General features: G+C 53.3%; 16 protein-coding genes. 5 read left to right on the forward strand and 11 right to left on the reverse strand.

The genetic code is table 11. The features are described 5' to 3' along the window. The 3 genes from UC14_RS21230 to mdtD all read right to left on the reverse strand — a co-directional run. On the reverse strand, positions 1–337 hold a 337-nt coding region (locus UC14_RS21230; protein ID WP_157962142.1), incomplete at its 3' end, for a response regulator. Next, entirely contained in the window at positions 338–1,723 is a 1,386-nt protein-coding gene (baeS, locus tag UC14_RS21235) for a two-component system sensor histidine kinase BaeS (protein WP_112151270.1), read from the reverse strand. It abuts the gene before it with no gap. Continuing rightward, positions 1,720–3,195: a multidrug transporter subunit MdtD gene (gene mdtD / locus UC14_RS21240; RefSeq protein ID WP_013574409.1), complete on the reverse strand. Its 1,476-nt coding sequence runs from the start codon at positions 3,193–3,195 to the stop codon at positions 1,720–1,722. The genes baeS and mdtD overlap by 4 nt, the downstream gene beginning before the upstream one ends. A 259-nt stretch (positions 3,196–3,454) precedes the next feature. On the opposite strand from mdtD, the gene UC14_RS21250 reads away from it, so the two are divergent. Next, positions 3,455–4,408 (forward strand): aldo/keto reductase, encoded by a 954-nt coding sequence (locus tag UC14_RS21250; RefSeq protein WP_112198396.1) that lies wholly within the window; start codon positions 3,455–3,457, stop codon positions 4,406–4,408. A gap of 68 nt (positions 4,409–4,476) precedes the next feature. Here the strand turns inward: UC14_RS21250 and yegD are convergent, their stop codons facing one another. From yegD to tal, 3 genes are all read right to left on the reverse strand, one after another. Next, on the reverse strand, positions 4,477–5,829 hold the full coding sequence (gene yegD / locus UC14_RS21255) for a molecular chaperone (RefSeq protein ID WP_013574411.1): 1,353 nt from the start codon (positions 5,827–5,829) through the stop codon (positions 4,477–4,479). Positions 5,830–5,970: 141 nt separating this feature from the next. Beyond that, positions 5,971–7,965, reverse strand: a complete 1,995-nt coding sequence (tkt, locus tag UC14_RS21260; RefSeq protein WP_112198397.1) for a transketolase — start codon at positions 7,963–7,965, stop codon at positions 5,971–5,973. 56 nt (positions 7,966–8,021) lie between these two features. Then, positions 8,022–8,972 (reverse strand): transaldolase, encoded by a 951-nt coding sequence (gene tal / locus UC14_RS21265; protein ID WP_112198398.1) that lies wholly within the window; start codon positions 8,970–8,972, stop codon positions 8,022–8,024. A 369-nt stretch (positions 8,973–9,341) separates the two neighbouring features. Here tal and maeB point away from each other — a divergent pair, with 369 nt between their 5' ends. Beyond that, complete coding sequence (gene maeB / locus UC14_RS21270; RefSeq protein WP_013574414.1) at positions 9,342–11,621, forward strand: NADP-dependent oxaloacetate-decarboxylating malate dehydrogenase; 2,280 nt, start codon at positions 9,342–9,344, stop codon at positions 11,619–11,621. Between the two features lie 59 nt (positions 11,622–11,680). Here the strand turns inward: maeB and UC14_RS21275 are convergent, their stop codons facing one another. From UC14_RS21275 to amiA, 4 genes are all read right to left on the reverse strand, one after another. After that, on the reverse strand, positions 11,681–12,628 hold the full coding sequence (locus UC14_RS21275) for a nucleoside hydrolase (protein WP_013574415.1): 948 nt from the start codon (positions 12,626–12,628) through the stop codon (positions 11,681–11,683). A gap of 54 nt (positions 12,629–12,682) precedes the next feature. Beyond that, complete coding sequence (locus UC14_RS21280; protein ID WP_013574416.1) at positions 12,683–13,132, reverse strand: YaiI/YqxD family protein; 450 nt, start codon at positions 13,130–13,132, stop codon at positions 12,683–12,685. Continuing rightward, positions 13,132–14,115 (reverse strand): oxygen-dependent coproporphyrinogen oxidase, encoded by a 984-nt coding sequence (hemF, locus tag UC14_RS21285; RefSeq protein WP_015689490.1) that lies wholly within the window; start codon positions 14,113–14,115, stop codon positions 13,132–13,134. Before hemF ends, UC14_RS21280 begins: the two co-directional genes overlap by 1 nt. Before the next feature lie 99 nt (positions 14,116–14,214). Beyond that, positions 14,215–15,099: an N-acetylmuramoyl-L-alanine amidase AmiA gene (gene amiA / locus UC14_RS21290; RefSeq protein ID WP_037036359.1), complete on the reverse strand. Its 885-nt coding sequence runs from the start codon at positions 15,097–15,099 to the stop codon at positions 14,215–14,217. 276 nt (positions 15,100–15,375) lie between these two features. Between amiA and UC14_RS21295 the strand changes: the two genes are divergently transcribed. Beyond that, positions 15,376–15,801, forward strand: coding sequence for a GNAT family acetyltransferase (locus UC14_RS21295; RefSeq protein ID WP_013574419.1), 426 nt, complete (start codon positions 15,376–15,378; stop codon positions 15,799–15,801). Positions 15,802–15,864: 63 nt separating this feature from the next. Here the strand turns inward: UC14_RS21295 and UC14_RS21300 are convergent, their stop codons facing one another. Continuing rightward, on the reverse strand, positions 15,865–16,263 hold the full coding sequence (locus UC14_RS21300) for a YgiW/YdeI family stress tolerance OB fold protein (RefSeq protein WP_041673194.1): 399 nt from the start codon (positions 16,261–16,263) through the stop codon (positions 15,865–15,867). 217 nt (positions 16,264–16,480) lie between these two features. Between UC14_RS21300 and UC14_RS21305 the strand changes: the two genes are divergently transcribed. Then, positions 16,481–16,924 carry a DUF2919 domain-containing protein gene (locus UC14_RS21305; RefSeq protein WP_013574421.1) on the forward strand — a complete coding sequence of 148 codons (444 nt, stop codon included), beginning with the start codon at positions 16,481–16,483 and terminating at the stop codon, positions 16,922–16,924. A gap of 150 nt (positions 16,925–17,074) precedes the next feature. After that, complete coding sequence (locus UC14_RS21310) at positions 17,075–17,704, forward strand: RpoE-regulated lipoprotein (protein ID WP_183065307.1); 630 nt, start codon at positions 17,075–17,077, stop codon at positions 17,702–17,704. Positions 17,705–17,708 lie beyond the last annotated feature (4 nt).

A 17,708-nucleotide genomic window follows, 5' to 3' on the forward strand; every position in this document is an offset into this window, starting at 1 on the left:
ACGGCTTGCAAATGTAATCATCGGCACCGATTTCCAGGCCAAGCAGGCGGTCGATCTCTTCGGTTTTGGCGGTCACCATCATGATCGGGACATCAGAGAACTGGCGGATATCGCGGCAAATCGACAGGCCACTGCTGCCCGGCAGCATCAGATCCAGAAGGATCAGCGCCGGTGGCTGATTTTTAACCAGCGTAATCACGTCGTGCCCGTCCGGCAACCATTGGGTGGCATAGCCGGCGGCTTCCAGGTAGTCGATCAGCAACTGGGCGAGTTTAGGTTCATCTTCCACGATCAGAATTTTCAACGGCGCAGGGCCGGACAGTACAGAGTCGTTCATTCAGTTTCTCAGGCCATGTGGAACAGAAAGGGGCAGGACGATGGTAATGCGCACGCCACCTGCCGGAGAGTGGCTGGCGCTGATTTGCCCGCCGTGGGCTTCGACGATATTCTGGCAAATCGCCAGACCTAAACCCGAGCCGCCGCTGGCGCGGTTACGCGAGCCTTCGGTGCGGTAAAATCGTTCAAAAATACGGATCAGTTGTTCATCACTGATGCCCGGCGCGCTGTCCTGGAACATCAGATGCAGCGTTTTTTCGCGAATTTCTCCCAGAATTTCCAGGCCGCCATTTGGGTCAGTATAGCGCAGGCTGTTTTCCAGCAGATTGTTGATAAGTTGCGACAACCGCTGCGGGTCACCAAATACTTCGGCGCTTTCCGGCAGATGGCTGGTGAGCGTTAAATGTTTGTTGTGGAAACGATCGCGCGAACCGGCCTCTGCCAGTTGCACCAGATGTACCACATCAGTGTCGACTTTACGGTACGCCAGCGCACCGGCATCAGACAGCGAAAGCTGGTGCAGGTCATCGACCAGTTTGGTCAGAATCGATACTTCAGATTGCAGTGATTCCAGTGAACCGACTGTCATTTTTCGCACACCGTCCTGCATGGCCTCCAGCTCACCGCGCAATACCGCCAGCGGAGTGCGTAATTCGTGAGAAATATCCGCCATGAATGCCCGGCGCATTTGCTCGTTTTTCTCCAGCGTCATTGCCAGCTGGTTAAAGTCCTGCGCCAGTTTCCCCAGTTCGTCTTCACTGTCGACCTCCACGCGGGTGCTGAAATTTCCTGCGGCAAGCTGGTGGGTGCCATTCACCAGCCGTTTTACCGGCGCGAGCATTCCGCGGGATAAAACCCAGGTTACGGCGGCGGCCAGCAGTGCAGTAAAGGCGACAATCATCCAACTGGTCCGGCTTTGCTGGCGCTCAAAGTTGATATCGGCATCGCGGGTCAGGCGCTCAGCAGGTGTGGAAATTACCGAACCGATGACGACGCCATCAACGGTCATCACGCGGCGCGGTCCCTGCAGATCGGGGGGAACAGGCTGATCGTAACCACCGATCCGGCGATCGTGACTGTCGAGGATCCAGAATTTTGTCCGCCAGCCCTGCGGTGGCATTCTCGGGCTGCTGTTTTGTTCAAATGAGCGCATCAGCTGATAGATTAACCGGTCATTTGTTTCCAAAAATTCCCAGTTGCCATGCTGCTTGTACTGCTCCTGCAATGTGTCCGCCAGCAGCTCGACACGCTGTTCATTGCTTTGGCGGATGTAGTCAATAAAGCCCCGTTCGAAGCTCATCCGTACGCCCCAGTTCATGGTGATCAACACCAGCGCGCAGGTACAAAAGATGGCCATAAACAGCTTGGCAGTGATACCAGGTTTCATGATTTTCTCATCGGATCGGGGGAGCCGGCCTCAGCACGACGACGGCTAATGATGGCATTTTTCTGCGTGTCAGGCGGCACTTTGGAAAATACCCAGGCGGGCAGGGCAATCACCAGTGCCATTGACATGTAGCAATACAGGAAAGCGGTGTGCAGGGTGCTGCTGTCAGGCGTAATCGCTTGCTGATGTGCAAACAGGCCAATCAGCAACCCGGCGACGCTGACACCGAGGCTCATCGACAATTGCATGATCATCGACAGTAAGCTGTTGCCGCTGCTGGCAAGGCGCGGCGGCAAATCTTTGAGCGTAAGAGTATTCATCGACGAGAAGCGCAGGGAGTTCACCATTCCCTGGAAGAAAAGCACAATCGGGATCATCCACATGGCGCCATAAATCGCCACCAGCGGGAAGATAAGCGTAATCAGTGCCAGCAGCAAGGTGGCGCTGACCAGTGCAGAACGGTAACCCAGCTGATTTACCAGCCGGACCACCACGCGTTTCATCCCCATGCTGCCCAGCACCATCGGGATCATCATCAGCCCGGCGTGGAAGGGCGTAAAGCCCATCCCGAGTTGCAGAAAGACCGGCGTCATAAATGGCAACATGCCGCTGCCGATACGTCCCAGCAGGCTGCCGATCAGACCGATCTTAAAGGTCGGTGTATGGAACAGGCGCAGGGAAAACAGTGCCGAGAGATTGCCGCGCGCATGCATCCAGTAAATGCCCAGCGCGCCGCCACCGGCCACCACCAGCAATACGATTTCCAGCGCCGTCAGCCCCATGCTGCGGCTGCCTTCCAGTGCCAGCGTCAGCGTCGCCATACACACGGCCAGCATGACAAACCCGCTGATATCAAAGCGCCGGGTCTGCATTTTATAATTTGGCATGATCATTAATGTGGCGATGCAACCGGCCAGACCGACCGGCAGATTGATCAGAAAAATCCAGTGCCAGCTGGCATATTGCACCAGAAAACCACCCAGCGCCGGACCCAGTAACGGACCGACCTGACCGGGCAGTGTCACCATCGTCATCGCTGCCATGTATTCGCTGCGCGGGACAATTTTCAGCACCGTCAGCCGTCCGACCGGCACCATCATCGCGCCGCCGATCCCCTGAACTATGCGCGACATCACCAGTTCACGCAGGCTTTCCGATTGCGCGCACAGTAGCGAGCCGAGCGTGAACAGCACAATGGCTGAAAAGAATACCCACTTCACACCGACTTTATCCGCCAGCCAGCCGCTCGCCGGTAACATCACCGCAACCGTCAGCACATAAGCGACAATAACCGAATGCATGTGCAGCGGGTTTTCGCCCAGACTGCGGGCCATGGACGGCAGGGCAGTATTGACGATCGTGGTGTCGAGGGCCTGCATAAAGAAGCCAAAGGCGACGATCCACAATTGCCAGCGAACCGAAGGTGGCAGCGGCGTGGAAGGCGATAAGGTGTCAGTATTTTCAGATTTCATGAGTCATCGCATCAGCACAATCATTTTTGTGGCATTTCAGGAGGGAATTCACCTGCAGACCGGCTCACAGTGTAGCCAGAATGTTTCAGCAGAAAATGGAGGAAATAAGGAGAGTCTTTCCCATTTTTTGACAATTCCTCTGACAATAAAGAATAGCTTTCAGCCTGACATTTTATATCAAAATGCTAAGGTTGACCTTTGACCATGAACCGTTCGCACGCAAAGTAAGTCTAATCTGAACTTATAAAGGGAGAGAATGATGAGCAAAAGAGAACTGGGTCGTTCAGGTATTCAGGTGCCGCTGTTAACCTTTGGTGGCAATGTATTTGGCTGGACCGTCGATCAGGCTGCCTCGTTTAACCTGCTGGATGCCTTGCTGGATCATAAACTGAATTTCATCGATACGGCAGATGTGTACTCGAGCTGGGTTGAAGGCAACAAAGGGGGAGAATCCGAAACCATCATCGGCAACTGGCTGAAAAAATCCGGTAAGCGTGACCAGATCATTCTCGCCACCAAAGTCGGTAAGCCGATGGGCGAAGGTAAAGTCGGTTTGTCGCCGCGCTATATTAAAGAAGCGGTAGAAGCCTCTCTGAAACGTCTGCAAACAGATTATATCGATTTGTATCAGTCACATGATGACGATGCGGATACACCGCTGGCCGAAACTATGGCGGCATTTGACGCGTTAATCAAAGAAGGGAAAGTGCGCGCCGTCGGGGCATCTAACTACAGTGCGCCGCGTCTGGCCGAAGCGCTGAAAGTCAGCCAGGAAAACGGGCTGGCACGTTATGAAACGCTGCAACCACAATACAATTTGTATGACCGCAAAGTGTATGAGGAAGCGCTGGAAAAAGTCGTGACAGATAATGGTCTGGGCGTCATCAACTTCTATGGCCTGGCCGCCGGCTTTCTGACCGGGAAATATCGAACCAAAGCCGATGCCGGTAAGAGTAAACGCGGCGAAAACGTGATTGCGCGTTGCCTGAATGAGCGCGGCCTGAAAGTATTGGCCGGACTGGATCAGGTGGCTGAGAAGCATGGCGCACAACCGGGACAGGTTGCACTGGCCTGGCAGATTGCCCGCCCGGGCATTACCTCACCGATCGTCAGTGCGACCTCCCTGCAACAGCTCAATGAACTGGCGCAGGCCGCAACCCTGAAACTCGATGATACCGATACCAGGACCTTAAATGACGCCAGTGCCTGGTAAATCCGGGATCTGAGATATAAAAAAACCGCCTGATTCAGGCGGTTTGCGTTTATCTGCATCTTTAAATCTTAACGGAACAACGTTTGTGCCCAGCGCGCCAGACCGGCGGTGACCGAGCCAAAATCATTCCCTCCGACCAGCGGGATACCCGGTAACTGAGCCTGCAACGCAGCACGTAATAACGGTGAACGCGCACTGCCACCGGTCAGGTAAATTACATCCGGTTTAATTTCGCTGCTGGCAAGTGCCAGACTGACCTGCTCCTGAATACGTTCCAGTGGCTGAGAAATCGCTTCGCTCAGTTGTTGCTGGCTGATCGTTTCTGCCAGACCCGATTCAATGAAGTCCATTGCCGCCGTTACGCTTTCATGTTCAGACAGTGCAATCTTACTTTCTTCCGCTGCACGAACCAGACGGTAGCTCAGACGTTGTTGCTGAATTTTCAGCAGGCGTTTGATCAAATCAGGCTGTGCTGCATCGCGGATCAGATCACGCAACATGCGGCCATTCGCCACACTATAGAAATCCAGTTGCGCCGGAACGTCGTTGGTCGCGACGGCATTCCAGTAAGGCAGGGCCGGAATAGCGATACCTTTCTGGGTTTCACTGCCCATACCAAATTGTGGTGTCAGTTGCTTGAATGCGGTCATGATATCCAGATCATTACCGCCGACGCGGCAACCACTATGGCCGAGCAGGCTGTTCTGACGCTCTGCTTTATCACGCCATTGTGGCCCCATCAGCAGCACCGAGCAGTCGGTGGTACCGCCGCCGATATCGACAACCAAAACCGTTTTCTCTTCGGTCAGTGTGGCTTCGAAATCCAGACCTGCCGCCACCGGTTCAAACTGGAAAGCGATATCGCGGAAACCTGCGCGTTCAGCCGCACGCTGCAAAATCCCCTGCGCCTGGGCATTGGCCTCTTCACCCCCCATACCCTGAAAGTTAATCGGGCGGCCGATAACGGTCTGTTCAATACTTTCCTGCAAGACGGATTCAGCCTGGCGTTTGATGTGGAACATCATCGCGCAAACCAGATCTTCGAACAGAGCGATCTGTTGAGGTTTCAGGCCATTTGCGCCAAGGAACGATTTTGGCGAACGCACAAAGTACACTTCTTCCGGATCTTCCATATAGGTCGAAAGCGCCTGCAAACCGAAGTTTACGCTGTTGGCATTGACCGGAATATCTTCCTCGCGGTTAAAGCTGATACTGCGACGCAGCAGCGCCAGATTTTCATCACTGCCTGCCGGAACCTGTCCGTGACGGTTCAGCCATTCGCTGACCGCTTCACGTGTCGGCGCACAAAGCATGGAGGGTAAGTAAGGATCGTTATTTTCGAGCGCCAGAAGGTGAGCGTTATTGTCACGCATCACCGCAACGGAGCAATTCGCTGTACCGTAGTCAAATCCAATAAACATCATTGTTCCCCATGCCAAAGAAGGGACGGGACTTTACCGGAGAGAGCGAGATTCATCAAGTCAGATGGGCGGTACAATTCTGAGGAAGTCCCTCTCCTGGGACGGAGAGGGAACAAAGGGCGGAGAATTACTTCATTTCTATCACTTCAATAGCCCCTGTGCTTTCGCGACGACATTATCAGCGGTAAAGCCGAACTCTTTAAACAGTTGCTCTGCGGGTGCGGATTCCCCGAAGGTTGTCATGCCGACAATGGCACCGTTAAGGCCTACATACTTGTACCAGTAATCGGCGATACCGGCTTCAACAGCGACGCGTGCGGTCACCGTTTTCGGCAGAACAGACTCACGGTACGCTGCGTCCTGCTGATCGAAAACATCGGTGGACGGCATGGAAACCACGCGAACCCTGGTACCCAACGCGGTCAGTTTCTCTGCGGCTTCCACCGTGATGCCGACTTCAGAGCCGGTGGCAATCAGGATAACGTCCGGTGTGCCGTCAGAATCTTTCAGTACATAACCGCCGCGAGCTACGTTAGCCAGTTGCTCAGCCGTACGGGGCTGCTGAGTCAGGTTCTGGCGCGAGAAGATAAGTGCAGAAGGACCGTCAGTACGTTCGATGGCGTATTTCCAGGCGATAGCTGATTCTACCTGATCGCCCGGACGCCATGTGTTCATGTTTGGCGTCACACGCAGGCTGGCCATTTGTTCTACCGGCTGGTGCGTCGGGCCGTCTTCACCCAGACCGATAGAGTCATGGGTATACACGAACACGTTGCGGATTTTCATCAGTGCCGCCAGACGAACGGCGTTACGGGCATATTCCACGAACATCAGGAATGTCGCCGAATACGGCAGGAAACCGCCGTGCAGGGCGATACCGTTAGTGATGGCGGTCATGCCAAATTCACGGACACCGTAGTGAATGTAGTTACCCGCTTTATCGTCACCGATAGATTTTGAACCAGACCACATCGTCAGGTTACTTGGCGCAAGGTCCGCAGAACCGCCGAGGAATTCAGGCAGGATTTTACCGAAGGATTCCAGGGCGTTTTGCGAGGCTTTACGGCTGGCAATATTGGCCGGTTTCGCCTGCAATTCTTCGATGTATTTCTGCGTTTCGCTTTGCCAGTTAGCAGGCAGTTTGCCGCTCACACGGCGCTCAAATTCTGCGGCCAGTTGCGGATAGGCTTTTGCGTAAGCCGCAAATTTCTCGTTCCAGGCTTTCTCTTTCGCTTTACCGGCTTCTTTGGCATCCCACTGGGCGTAGATATCCTGCGGGATTTCGAAAGGCGGGGAGTTCCAGCCGATATGTTTACGGGTGGCTGCAACTTCATCATCGCCCAGCGCAGCGCCATGCGCGCCGTGGGTGCCGGCTTTGTTCGGTGAGCCGAATGCAATCACGGTTTTGCATAGCAACAGCGACGGTTTGTCGGTCACCTTGCGGGCTTCTTCGATGGCGGCTTTTACGGCGTCAGGATCATGCCCGTCAATACCGCGGATCACATGCCAGTGATAGGCTTCAAAGCGTTTGGCGGTGTCATCGGTGAACCAGCCTTCAACATGGCCGTCGATGGAGATACCGTTGTCATCATAAAACGCAATCAGCTTGCCGAGCTTCATGGTGCCGGCGAGTGAACAGGCTTCGTGTGAGATGCCTTCCATCATGCAGCCGTCGCCTAAAAAGGCGTAGGTGTAGTGGTTCACGATGTCGTGATTTTCACGGTTAAACTGAGCTGCAAGCGTGCGCTCGGCAATCGCGAAACCTACGGCGTTAGCGATACCCTGACCCAGCGGGCCGGTGGTGGTTTCGACGCCCGGTGTATAGCCGAATTCCGGGTGCCCAGGCGTTTTCGAATGCAACTGGCGGAAGTTTTCCAGCTCTTTCATTGGCAGATCGTAACCCGTCAGGTGCAGCAGGCTGTATTGCAGCATTGATCCGTGTCCGTTAGACATCAGGAAGCGGTCGCGATCGGCCCATTTCGGGTTGGTCGGGTTGTGATTCATGTAATCACGCCACAGCACTTCAGCGATATCCGCCATTCCCATTGGTGCGCCGGGATGGCCTGAGTTCGCTTTTTGAACGGCATCCATGCTCAGGGCACGGATCGCATTCGCAAGTTCTTTACGAGAGGGCATATTCACTCCATCTGTTTTTTTCAAAGCTAAAGTTCAGCGCTTAAATTGAGTTAAAACTAAAGTTGTGCTGACAGCATATCTTCGAGTTTTTTCTGATCGACGGCGAACTGGCGGATACCTTCGGCCAGTTTATCTACCGCCATCGCATCCTGATGATGTTCCCAGAGGAATTCAGCCTGAGTCAGCGGTGCAGGCTTTTTACCCGCCTGAGAGGACGGCTGCAGTTTGCGTTCAACCGGCGCGTCACTGGCTTTTAGCTCTTCCAGCAGGTTGGGAGAAAGGGTCAGGCGGTCACAGCCTGCCAGTGCCAGAATTTGTTCCACTTTGCGGAAACTGGCACCCATGATGACGGTCTCGTAACCGTGGGATTTGTAGTATTCGTAGATATCCCGGACAGATTTCACGCCCGGATCTTTTTCAACGTCGTAAGTGGCATTGGGCTCTTTGGCTTTGTACCAGTCGTAGATACGGCCAACGAAGGGAGAAATCAGGTAGACACCGGCTTCGGCGCAGGCGCGTGCCTGAGCAAAGGAGAACAGCAGGGTCAGGTTACAGTTGATGCCTTCTTTTTCCAGTTCTTTGGCGGCCTGAATGCCTTCCCACGTAGACGCCAGTTTGATCAGAATGCGCGATTTATCAATGCCATGATCCTGATATAAACCAATCAGTTTGCGGGCTTTTTCGATACACAAATCCCGGTTAAATGACAGGCGGGCATCCACTTCTGTCGAGACGCGCCCCGGTACACTTTTCAGAATTTCGGCCCCGATATTGACGGCCAGTTTATCTGTGGCATTGATCACCTGAGCTTCTTTGCTGCCGCCTTGCTTGCGGGCATAGTCCAGCGCGTCTTTAACCAGGTTTTGGTATTGTGGCAGGTCGGCTGCTTTGAGGATCAGCGAAGGATTGGTCGTCGCATCCTGAGGCTCGAAATGACGGATAGATTCAATGTCACCGCTGTCGGCAACGACGGTGGTGATTTTTTTTAGTGCGTCTAACTGGTTCATCTCTTAGCTCCTTGGCGAGAAAAAACGATACAGCAATAAGGTCGAACGACTCTCTTTCGTAGGGCTCCTACCCTGCATCATCCGGTTAACAAACTGAATGCGCTTTTTCTGATTACTGCAATGGGTCTCAACAATGGCGGCCCCTGTTGCCCGTCAAACTGAGCGTCTGGCGAGAAAAGCGCAAGGACAAACTTTAAGCTTAGTGCATTTTTACGAGACGTCTTCCATGAATGAAAAGTAATCAATGTAACCGCTAATTTTTGGTCGTGATCCGCGTTTAGTCGTGGCAGGGTTATCTATACTGGTCAGCGGGAAAACCAGATGCTGATATTTCCCCGTACCCTACAAAAACAAGAAAAGGATCCTGCAATGGACGAACAACTCAAGCAAAGTGCGCTCGATTTCCATGAGTTTCCGGTGCCCGGAAAAATTCAGGTTTCGCCCACCAAGCCTCTTGCGACACAACGTGATCTGGCGCTGGCCTATTCTCCGGGTGTTGCTGCCCCGTGTCTGGAGATCGCTAAAGATCCACTTGCGGCATACAAATACACCGCACGCGGCAATCTGGTGGCGGTGATTTCCAATGGTACTGCCGTTCTCGGACTGGGGAATATCGGTGCACTGGCAGGGAAACCGGTGATGGAAGGCAAGGGCGTATTGTTCAAAAAATTCGCCGGTATCGATGTTTTTGATATCGAAGTGGATGAGAACGATCCCGATAAACTGATCGATGTGATTGCCGCACTAGAGCCGACATTCGGTGGCATCAATCTTGAAGATATCAAAGCGCCGGAATGTTTCTACATTGAAAAAAAGCTTCGGGAACGCATGAAAATCCCGGTGTTTCATGACGATCAGCACGGCACCGCCATTATCTGTACTGCCGCAGTATTAAATGGTCTGCGCGTGGTTGGGAAAAGCATTTCCGATGTGCGGCTGGTCGTTTCCGGCGCAGGGGCTTCCGCTATCGCCTGCCTGAATTTGCTGGTGGCGCTGGGGCTGAAACGCCACAACATCACGGCCTGCGATTCCCGTGGTGTGATTTATCAGGGGCGTGAAGAAAATATGGCCGAAACCAAAGCGGCGTATGCCATTGCAGATAACGGCCAGCGTACGCTGGCCGATGCAATCCCGGATGCGGACATTTTCCTGGGCTGTTCCGGCCCCGGCGTGCTGACGCAGGAGATGGTGAAAACCATGGCCAAAGATCCGCTGATTCTGGCGCTGGCCAATCCGGAGCCGGAGATTTTACCGCCGCTGGCAAAAGCCGTCCGGCCGGATGCCATTATCTGCACCGGACGCTCGGATTACCCGAATCAGGTGAACAATGTGCTGTGTTTCCCGTTCATTTTCCGCGGCGCGCTGGATGTCGGGGCGACCACCATTAATGAAGAAATGAAACTGGCCTGCGTTCATGCTATCGCGGATCTGGCGATGGCCGAACAAAGTGATGTGGTGGCTTCCGCTTACGGTGAAGAAGAGCTGTCTTTCGGCCCCGAATATATTATTCCTAAGCCTTTTGACCCGCGTTTGATCGTGAAAATTGCGCCTGCGGTGGCGAAAGCTGCAATGGATTCCGGTGTGGCCATGCGCCCGATTGAGGATCTGGAAGCGTATACCGAAAAACTCGCCGAGTTCGTCTACAAAACCAATCTGTTCATGAAACCCATTTTCTCGCAGGCGAAGAAAGACGCTAAACGGGTGGTGATGGCAGAAGGAGAAGAGGAGCGCGTACTGCATGCCACGCAGGAGCTGATTTCCCTCGGGCTGGCGAAGCCAATTCTGGTCGGGCGTCCCAGTGTCATCGCTATGCGCATCAAAAAGCTCGGCCTGCAACTGGAAGCGGGACGGGACTTTGAAGTGGTGAACAACGAATCTGATCCGCGTTTTAATGAATACTGGCGTGAATATTATGAGCTGATGAAACGGCGCGGTGTATCGCAGGAGCAGGCGCGTCGGGCAGTGATCGGCAATCCGACACTGATTTCTGCCATCATGCTGCTGCGCGGAGAAGCCGATGCGATGATTTGCGGCACGGTTGGCACCTATCATGAGCATTACGATATCGTGGAGAATGTATTCGGGTTTCGCAAAGGTACACATGTTGCCGGGGCGATGAATGCGCTGTTGCTGCCGAGCGGCAACACTTTTATTGCGGATACCTACGTCAATGATGACCCGACGCCGGAACAACTGACGGAAATCACGCTGATGGCGGCAGAAACGGTGAGGCGGTTTGGCATTGAGCCGAAAGTGGCGCTGTTGTCGCATTCCAGTTTTGGTACATCAGACAGCCCGGCTGCGCTGAAAATGCGGCGTACGCTGGAGCTGATTAATGAGCGTGCTCCTGATCTGGAAATTGACGGTGAGATGCACGGCGACGCGGCGCTGGTCGAAAGCATCCGCCAGGACATCATGCCGGACAGCCCGCTGAAAGGTTCAGCAAATATTCTGATCATGCCGAACATGGAATCAGCACGTATCAGTTACAACCTGTTGCGGGTGTCGTGTTCGGAAGGAGTGACCGTCGGACCGGTGCTGATGGGGGTGTCGAAACCGGTACATATTCTGACGCCAATTGCATCGGTCAGGCGAATAGTCAATATGGTGGCGCTGGCTGTCGTTGAAGCACAAACCGAGCCTTTATAAACACCGTATAGTGAGAAAAACGGGCCTCATAGCGAGGCCCGTTTTTCTCAATCGCTGGCTCAGTATTTTACTTCGCCGATACGCTCCAGCGCATCGACGATCAGATCCCAGAAACGCTGATGATCAAGTTTAACTGCCACTTGTGTATGGCAATCCGGCGGAGCTGGGACGCGGAAATCGGCTACTGTCATGCCCAGCGTTAAAGTGCCGGTCAGTTCGATATCCACCGGCACTTTTTGCACGGTCATTACGTTCGGATCAATCACGTAAGCCACAGCACAAGGATCATGAACCGGTGGAGAATCAAAGCCCTGACGGTCTTTGTAGCTCAGACCAAAGAACTCCAGCAACTCACCGACAAATTTAGCGGGCTGAGTACCCACAGCGGCAATGCGCGCGGCGACTTCTGGTGTCGCCAGCGCCTGATGGGTTAAATCCAGTCCGACCATGGTCAGCGGCCATTTTTCGTTGAACACGATATGCGCGGCTTCAGGGTCAATCTTGATATTGAATTCTGCGACCGCACTCCAGTTACCCACGTGATAACCGCCGCCCATCAGCACGACTTCCTTCACGCGTTCAGCAATGCGCGGTTCTTTGCGCACCGCCATGGCTATGTTGGTCAGCCCGCCAGTGGGTACCAGCGTGATAGTTTTCGGTGGATGAGACATGATCAAATCAATGATCAAATCGATAGCGTGAACCGGCTCCAGCGTAATGACGGCTTCCGGCAGCACCGGCCCGTCAAGACCTGATTCGCCGTGGATTTCGTCAGCCACTTCAATCTGACGCACCAGCGGACGGGTTGCGCCCGCCGCAAACGGCACGCCGGTCAGATTAATAACACGCGCCACGGCAAGGGCATTGCGGGTGACTTTCTCCAGCGTTTGATTGCCGACGACCGTAGTAACGGCCAGCAACTCAATTTCCGGGTTACCGTGAGCCAGTAACATCGCGATAGCGTCGTCGTGCCCCGGATCGCAATCAAGGATGATCTTTTTGACCATTTTTTATTCCTTTAATTAATGTAGTGGTACGTCGGTTTCGTCAGCCAGATCGGATTATTTTTTAGCGTGTTGCAGCCACTTATCCAGTTCATTGGCAAATTGCTGGCGGTCGCGCTGATTAAGCGCGGGTGGTCCGCCGGTCTGTACGCCGCTGGCGCGCATGGTGTCCATGAAATCACGCATATTCAGACGTTCTTTAATGGTTTCAGTCGTGTAACGCTCGCCGCGTGGGTTGAGCGCAACACCACCTTTTTCAATCACTTCCGCTGCCAGCGGAATATCGGCGGTGATCACCAGATCGCCGGGTTCGGTGCGTTTCACAATTTCGTTATCCGCAACGTCGAAACCCGCTTCTACGCGTAAGGTGCGCAGGAATTTTGACGGCGGTGTGCGGATGATCTGGTTGGCAACCAGTGTCACCATCATGCCGGTGCGTTCCGCGGCGCGGAACAGCACTTCTTTAATGACGTTCGGACAGGCGTCTGCATCAACCCAGATTTGCATCAGTTTGGCGCTCCGTTTTCAGATAAGCCCTTTTCAGCCAGCCAGTCGCGAACTGGCAGGAAATCGCTGTAAAGCGCGGCCTCCGGGCTGCCTTCTTCAGGTTGATAGCCGTATTCCCAGCGCACCAGCGGCGGCATCGACATTAAAATGGATTCTGTACGGCCACCGGTTTGCAGACCAAACAGTGTTCCGCGATCCCACACCAGATTGAATTCGACGTAGCGGCCACGGCGGTAAAGCTGGAACTGGCGCTCGCGTTCGCCCCACGGCAGGGCTTTACGTTTTTCCACTATGGGCAGATAAGCGTCGGTAAAGCCGTTGCCCACGGCCTGCATAAAGCTGAAGCTGGTGTCGAAATCCGGCGAATTCAGGTCATCAAAGAATAAGCCGCCGATACCGCGTGCTTCGTTGCGGTGTTTGATAAAGAAGTAATCGTCGCACCACTTTTTGTATTTCGGGTACACATCATCGCCAAACGGCTGGCAAAGTTGTTGTGCTGTCAGGTGCCAGTGGCGGGCATCTTCTTCAAAACCGTAATAAGGCGTGAGGTCAAAGCCACCGCCAAACCACCAGACCGGTGCTTCGCCGGGCTTTTCCGCAATGAAAAAGCGTACGTTGGCGTGGCTGGTTGGCACATAAGGATTCAGCGGATGAATAACCAGTGAAACGCCCATCGCCTGAAAACTGCGACCAGCCAGTTCGGGGCGATGCGCGGTTGCTGAGGCAGGCAGGGTGGCACCGGCAACATGCGAGAAGTTTACCCCCGCCTGTTCAAACACTGCGCCATGGGTCAGCACCCGGCTCTGGCCGCCGCCACCTTCTTCCCGTACCCATTGATCTTCAGAGAACTGGCCGTTGCCATCAGCGGCGGCCAGTTGCTGGCAAATATGATCCTGGAGCTTAAGCAGGAAAGTTTTAACTTGCTGGATGTCGGGAATGGATTGGCTCACGGGCAAACTCGCAGACGTTGACTGAAAAGACATTCAGCGCTTTGCAGGCGCTGAATCAGAAAGAGGAAGTGATTATATACCCAAAATCATCCGGGTCGCCCAGATGCGTCTGCTTTTGGTGGCGGAAGAACTTTACCGTGGCTTGCGTTCATTGGCATCGAAGTAACTGAAGAAATTCACAATACCCTGAGAAATCGCCTGTGCGATCTCGCGACGGAACGCAGTGGTGCTGAGCAACTGTTCTTCCTGGTGATTGGTGATAAACGAAGTTTCCACCAGAATCGACGGGATCGACGGAGATTTCAGAACAGCAAACGCCGCCTGTTCGGTCTGCTGGCTGTGCAGATGGTGGATCGGGCGGATCCTGTCGAGCACGTGATGCCCTAATGTCAGACTGTTTTTGATGGTGTCGGTTTGCACCAGATCGAACAAAACCTGTTGCAGATAATTGTTGTCTTCTTTGGCATATTTCGCGCCCGCGACCAGATCGGCATCGTTTTCTTTTTTTGACATATACCGCGCCATTGTGCTGCTGGCACCGCGATTAGAGAGGGCGAAAACAGACGCGCCGGAAGCGGTGGGGCTGGTGTAACCATCGGCATGAATCGAGACAAACAAATCGGCCTGATGCTGATGCGCCAGTTCAACGCGCTGATAAAGCGGAATAAAGTGATCAGAGTCACGGGTCAGTTTAACTTCAATATGACTTTGTTCGCCGAGGAATTCCCGCACATAGTTGGCGATTTCCAGCACGACGTGTTTTTCTTCCGAGCCTTCATGACCGACCGCACCGGAATCGATGCCGCCATGGCCGGGGTCAATCATCACCAGTTTTTTTGCGCCTGGCGGTTTAGGGGCCGGGGCTGATTTGGTGATGTGTTCCTGCTGCGCAGCGCTGGCAGAGCGCGAACCGAATGCGGCAATCGCTAATCCCAGCCCGGACAACAATAGCTGGCGACGTGTGGCGGTGGCAGGCAAAGGCTGGAAATGCAGAAATTTGTTCAGAGGGTTTAACATCAGTCCGTTACCGTCAGAAAAGTGCAGAATGCTCTATGTTATAGAGTATCTTTTTTATAGTTTCGATCTGAGAACTATTACTTTTTATGAATATTGTGTCGTGAATGATGTCATGACCGAATAAATATCCGTTGCAGGAAAGGTGTCACGTTGTTTTATGTGAAGATTTTATCGTTCAAAATGGTTTGTAAAGTCCTCAATTTGTGATTTTGATGTTGCGTATCAAACAGATCACGCGATAATCATATAAACCCCTATCAACAGCGGCGAACAGTGATGGAAATTCGCGTATACCGTCAAGAAGATTTTGAAGAAGTACTGACCTTATGGGAGCGCTGCGATTTATTGCGCCCGTGGAATGATCCTGAGCTGGATATTGAACGTAAAATTAACCACAGCCCGGAGTTTTTCCTGGTGGCGGAAGTCGGTGGTGAAGTGGTAGGCACGCTGATGGGGGGGTATGACGGTCATCGTGGTTCGGCGAATTATCTGGGTGTGCATCCGGATTATCGCGGGCGTGGCATTGCCAATGCGCTGGTTAACCGTCTGGAGAAGAAGTTAATCGCCCGCGGCTGCCCGAAGATGAATTTAATGGTGCGTGCTGAAAACGATGCAGTGGTCAGTATGTATGAAAAACTGGGTTATGAAATTTCGGATACTCTTTTGCTTGGCAAACGTTTGATCGAAGATCAAGAGTACTGAAGCTGTTTCCTCAATAAAAAGCCCCGGCAAGTATGACTTTGCCGGGGCTTTTAGTTTTCTGATTTACTTAATCAATTTTACGCTTTTGACATCCACTTCCACAGAGTTCCAGTCTTTATCGACTTTACCTTCAATGCGGATTTTGTCCTTCGGCGACACGTTCTGTCCCTGCCAGCGTTTGCCGTCAATTTCGACATTGAGTGTGCCGGTATTGTCGCGGAAAATGTATTTATCGTGGTCGATACGCTGATCGATAAACCCTTCCAGCATAACCCACTGATCATCTTTCATGGTTTGCGCATCTTTTACTGTACTCAGCGCCGTGGTGCCAGTGAAACCGCCCTGTGCTGCTGGCTGGGTCTGCGACTCCTGCGCTGACGGGCCGTTAAAGCCACCGGTCTGTTGGGCAAATGCAGTCGCTGAACAAAGTGCAATCAGGGTTGCCAGAGTGATCTTCTTCATCATAATAGGTCGTCCTTAATTTAACGTTTCCGGGTACCGGCAACTATGACATCGTTTCGCATGTCTTGCCGTGCTGGAGACCATTAAAACAGACAGTTCTTAACAGTTTCTTAAGCGCATACCCGGCATACTTTACATTGCAGATTATGAATTATTTTGGGTATGTCCTTGAGTGATGGTTAACTTTCACCTTATTTGCAGGAATGTTGTCCTTTTTATGAACCCGGATGATTATAACGACCACGGTATGTTGCGATTGCCGCTGTGGTTCTGGACTATTTTGATTTTGCAGGCGAGGACCTGGTTATTGTTTGTGATGGCCGGCGCATCGCGCCAGCAGGGGAGTGATCTGCTGGCGTTGTTTTATCCTGATCAGCAAAGTTTCTGGTCTGGCATGCTGCTCGGGTTGCCGCCCGCGCTGGTTTTTCTGCTTAGCGGCCGTCGCCATCTGTGGCCGCGTATCTGGCAGGCCGGTTACTGGTTACTCCTGGCAGGGATGTTTATCACTTTCGCATTGCAGGGGCTGGGGCTGTGGCAAAGCACAGATACGATTTCCGGCGTGGATATCGTGCTGGCCTTGCTGGATGCCGCCGCGCTGGCTTACTGGTTACTGAGCCGCCGTCTGCGCGCTTGTTTTGATGCCGCGCGGCGTCTGGCCTGATGCATATTCCATTCGAGGCTGAACTTTTTTACCAGAAAAGTACTCGAACTGGCGCTGAACAATAATGCGTAAATAAATAATAATTTCACTGCCGGTTTATCCGTCAGGCCGCACCGGCCAACGGGAACGGGGAGTATAGGAGTGTACCGAATGACTGTTCGCCTGCGGGTTCGCCCGATGTTACTGGTGCTGCCGCTGATCCTGACCGGCTGTTCGTCGATGTCATCTATGTCATGGCCGGGCGTGTCCTGGTCAGCCATGAATCCGCTTAACTGGTTTGGCAGCAGCCTGACGGTCAGCGACAAAGGGGTGGGTGATATTACAGCCAGCACCCCGCTGACAGAAACGGCCATTAAAGATGCGCTGGACGGCGACTATACCCTGCGCAGCGGTATGTCGATGAGCAACGGCAAAATGCTGAGCTTCTTCCAGGCGATGGACGGTAAAGACGTGAAGATGTCGATCAGCGGTGAGCCGAAAGGTAACGTCCAGCGCGTCGATGTTGTTGATACGAAAGTTGAAAGTGAATGGGGCGTTAAAATCGGTACGCCCTTCAGCGATCTCTACAGCAAGGCTTTCGATGTATGCGTGAAGGGCGAAGGGGACGATGCTGAAAACGTCGAGTGTAAAGCGCCGCAAAGTGCTCACGTGACGTATGTGTTCAGCGGTATCTGGCATGGCCCGGATTCGCTGATGCCTTCGGATGATGCCCTGAAAGACTGGAAGGTCAGCAAAATTATCTGGCGTGCTAATCCTGCGCAGGCCGCTGCCGCGCAATAAACGG

Source organism: Rahnella sp. NRRL B-41462, from assembly GCF_003263525.1.
Lineage (GTDB): Bacteria > Pseudomonadota > Gammaproteobacteria > Enterobacterales > Enterobacteriaceae > Rahnella > Rahnella aceris.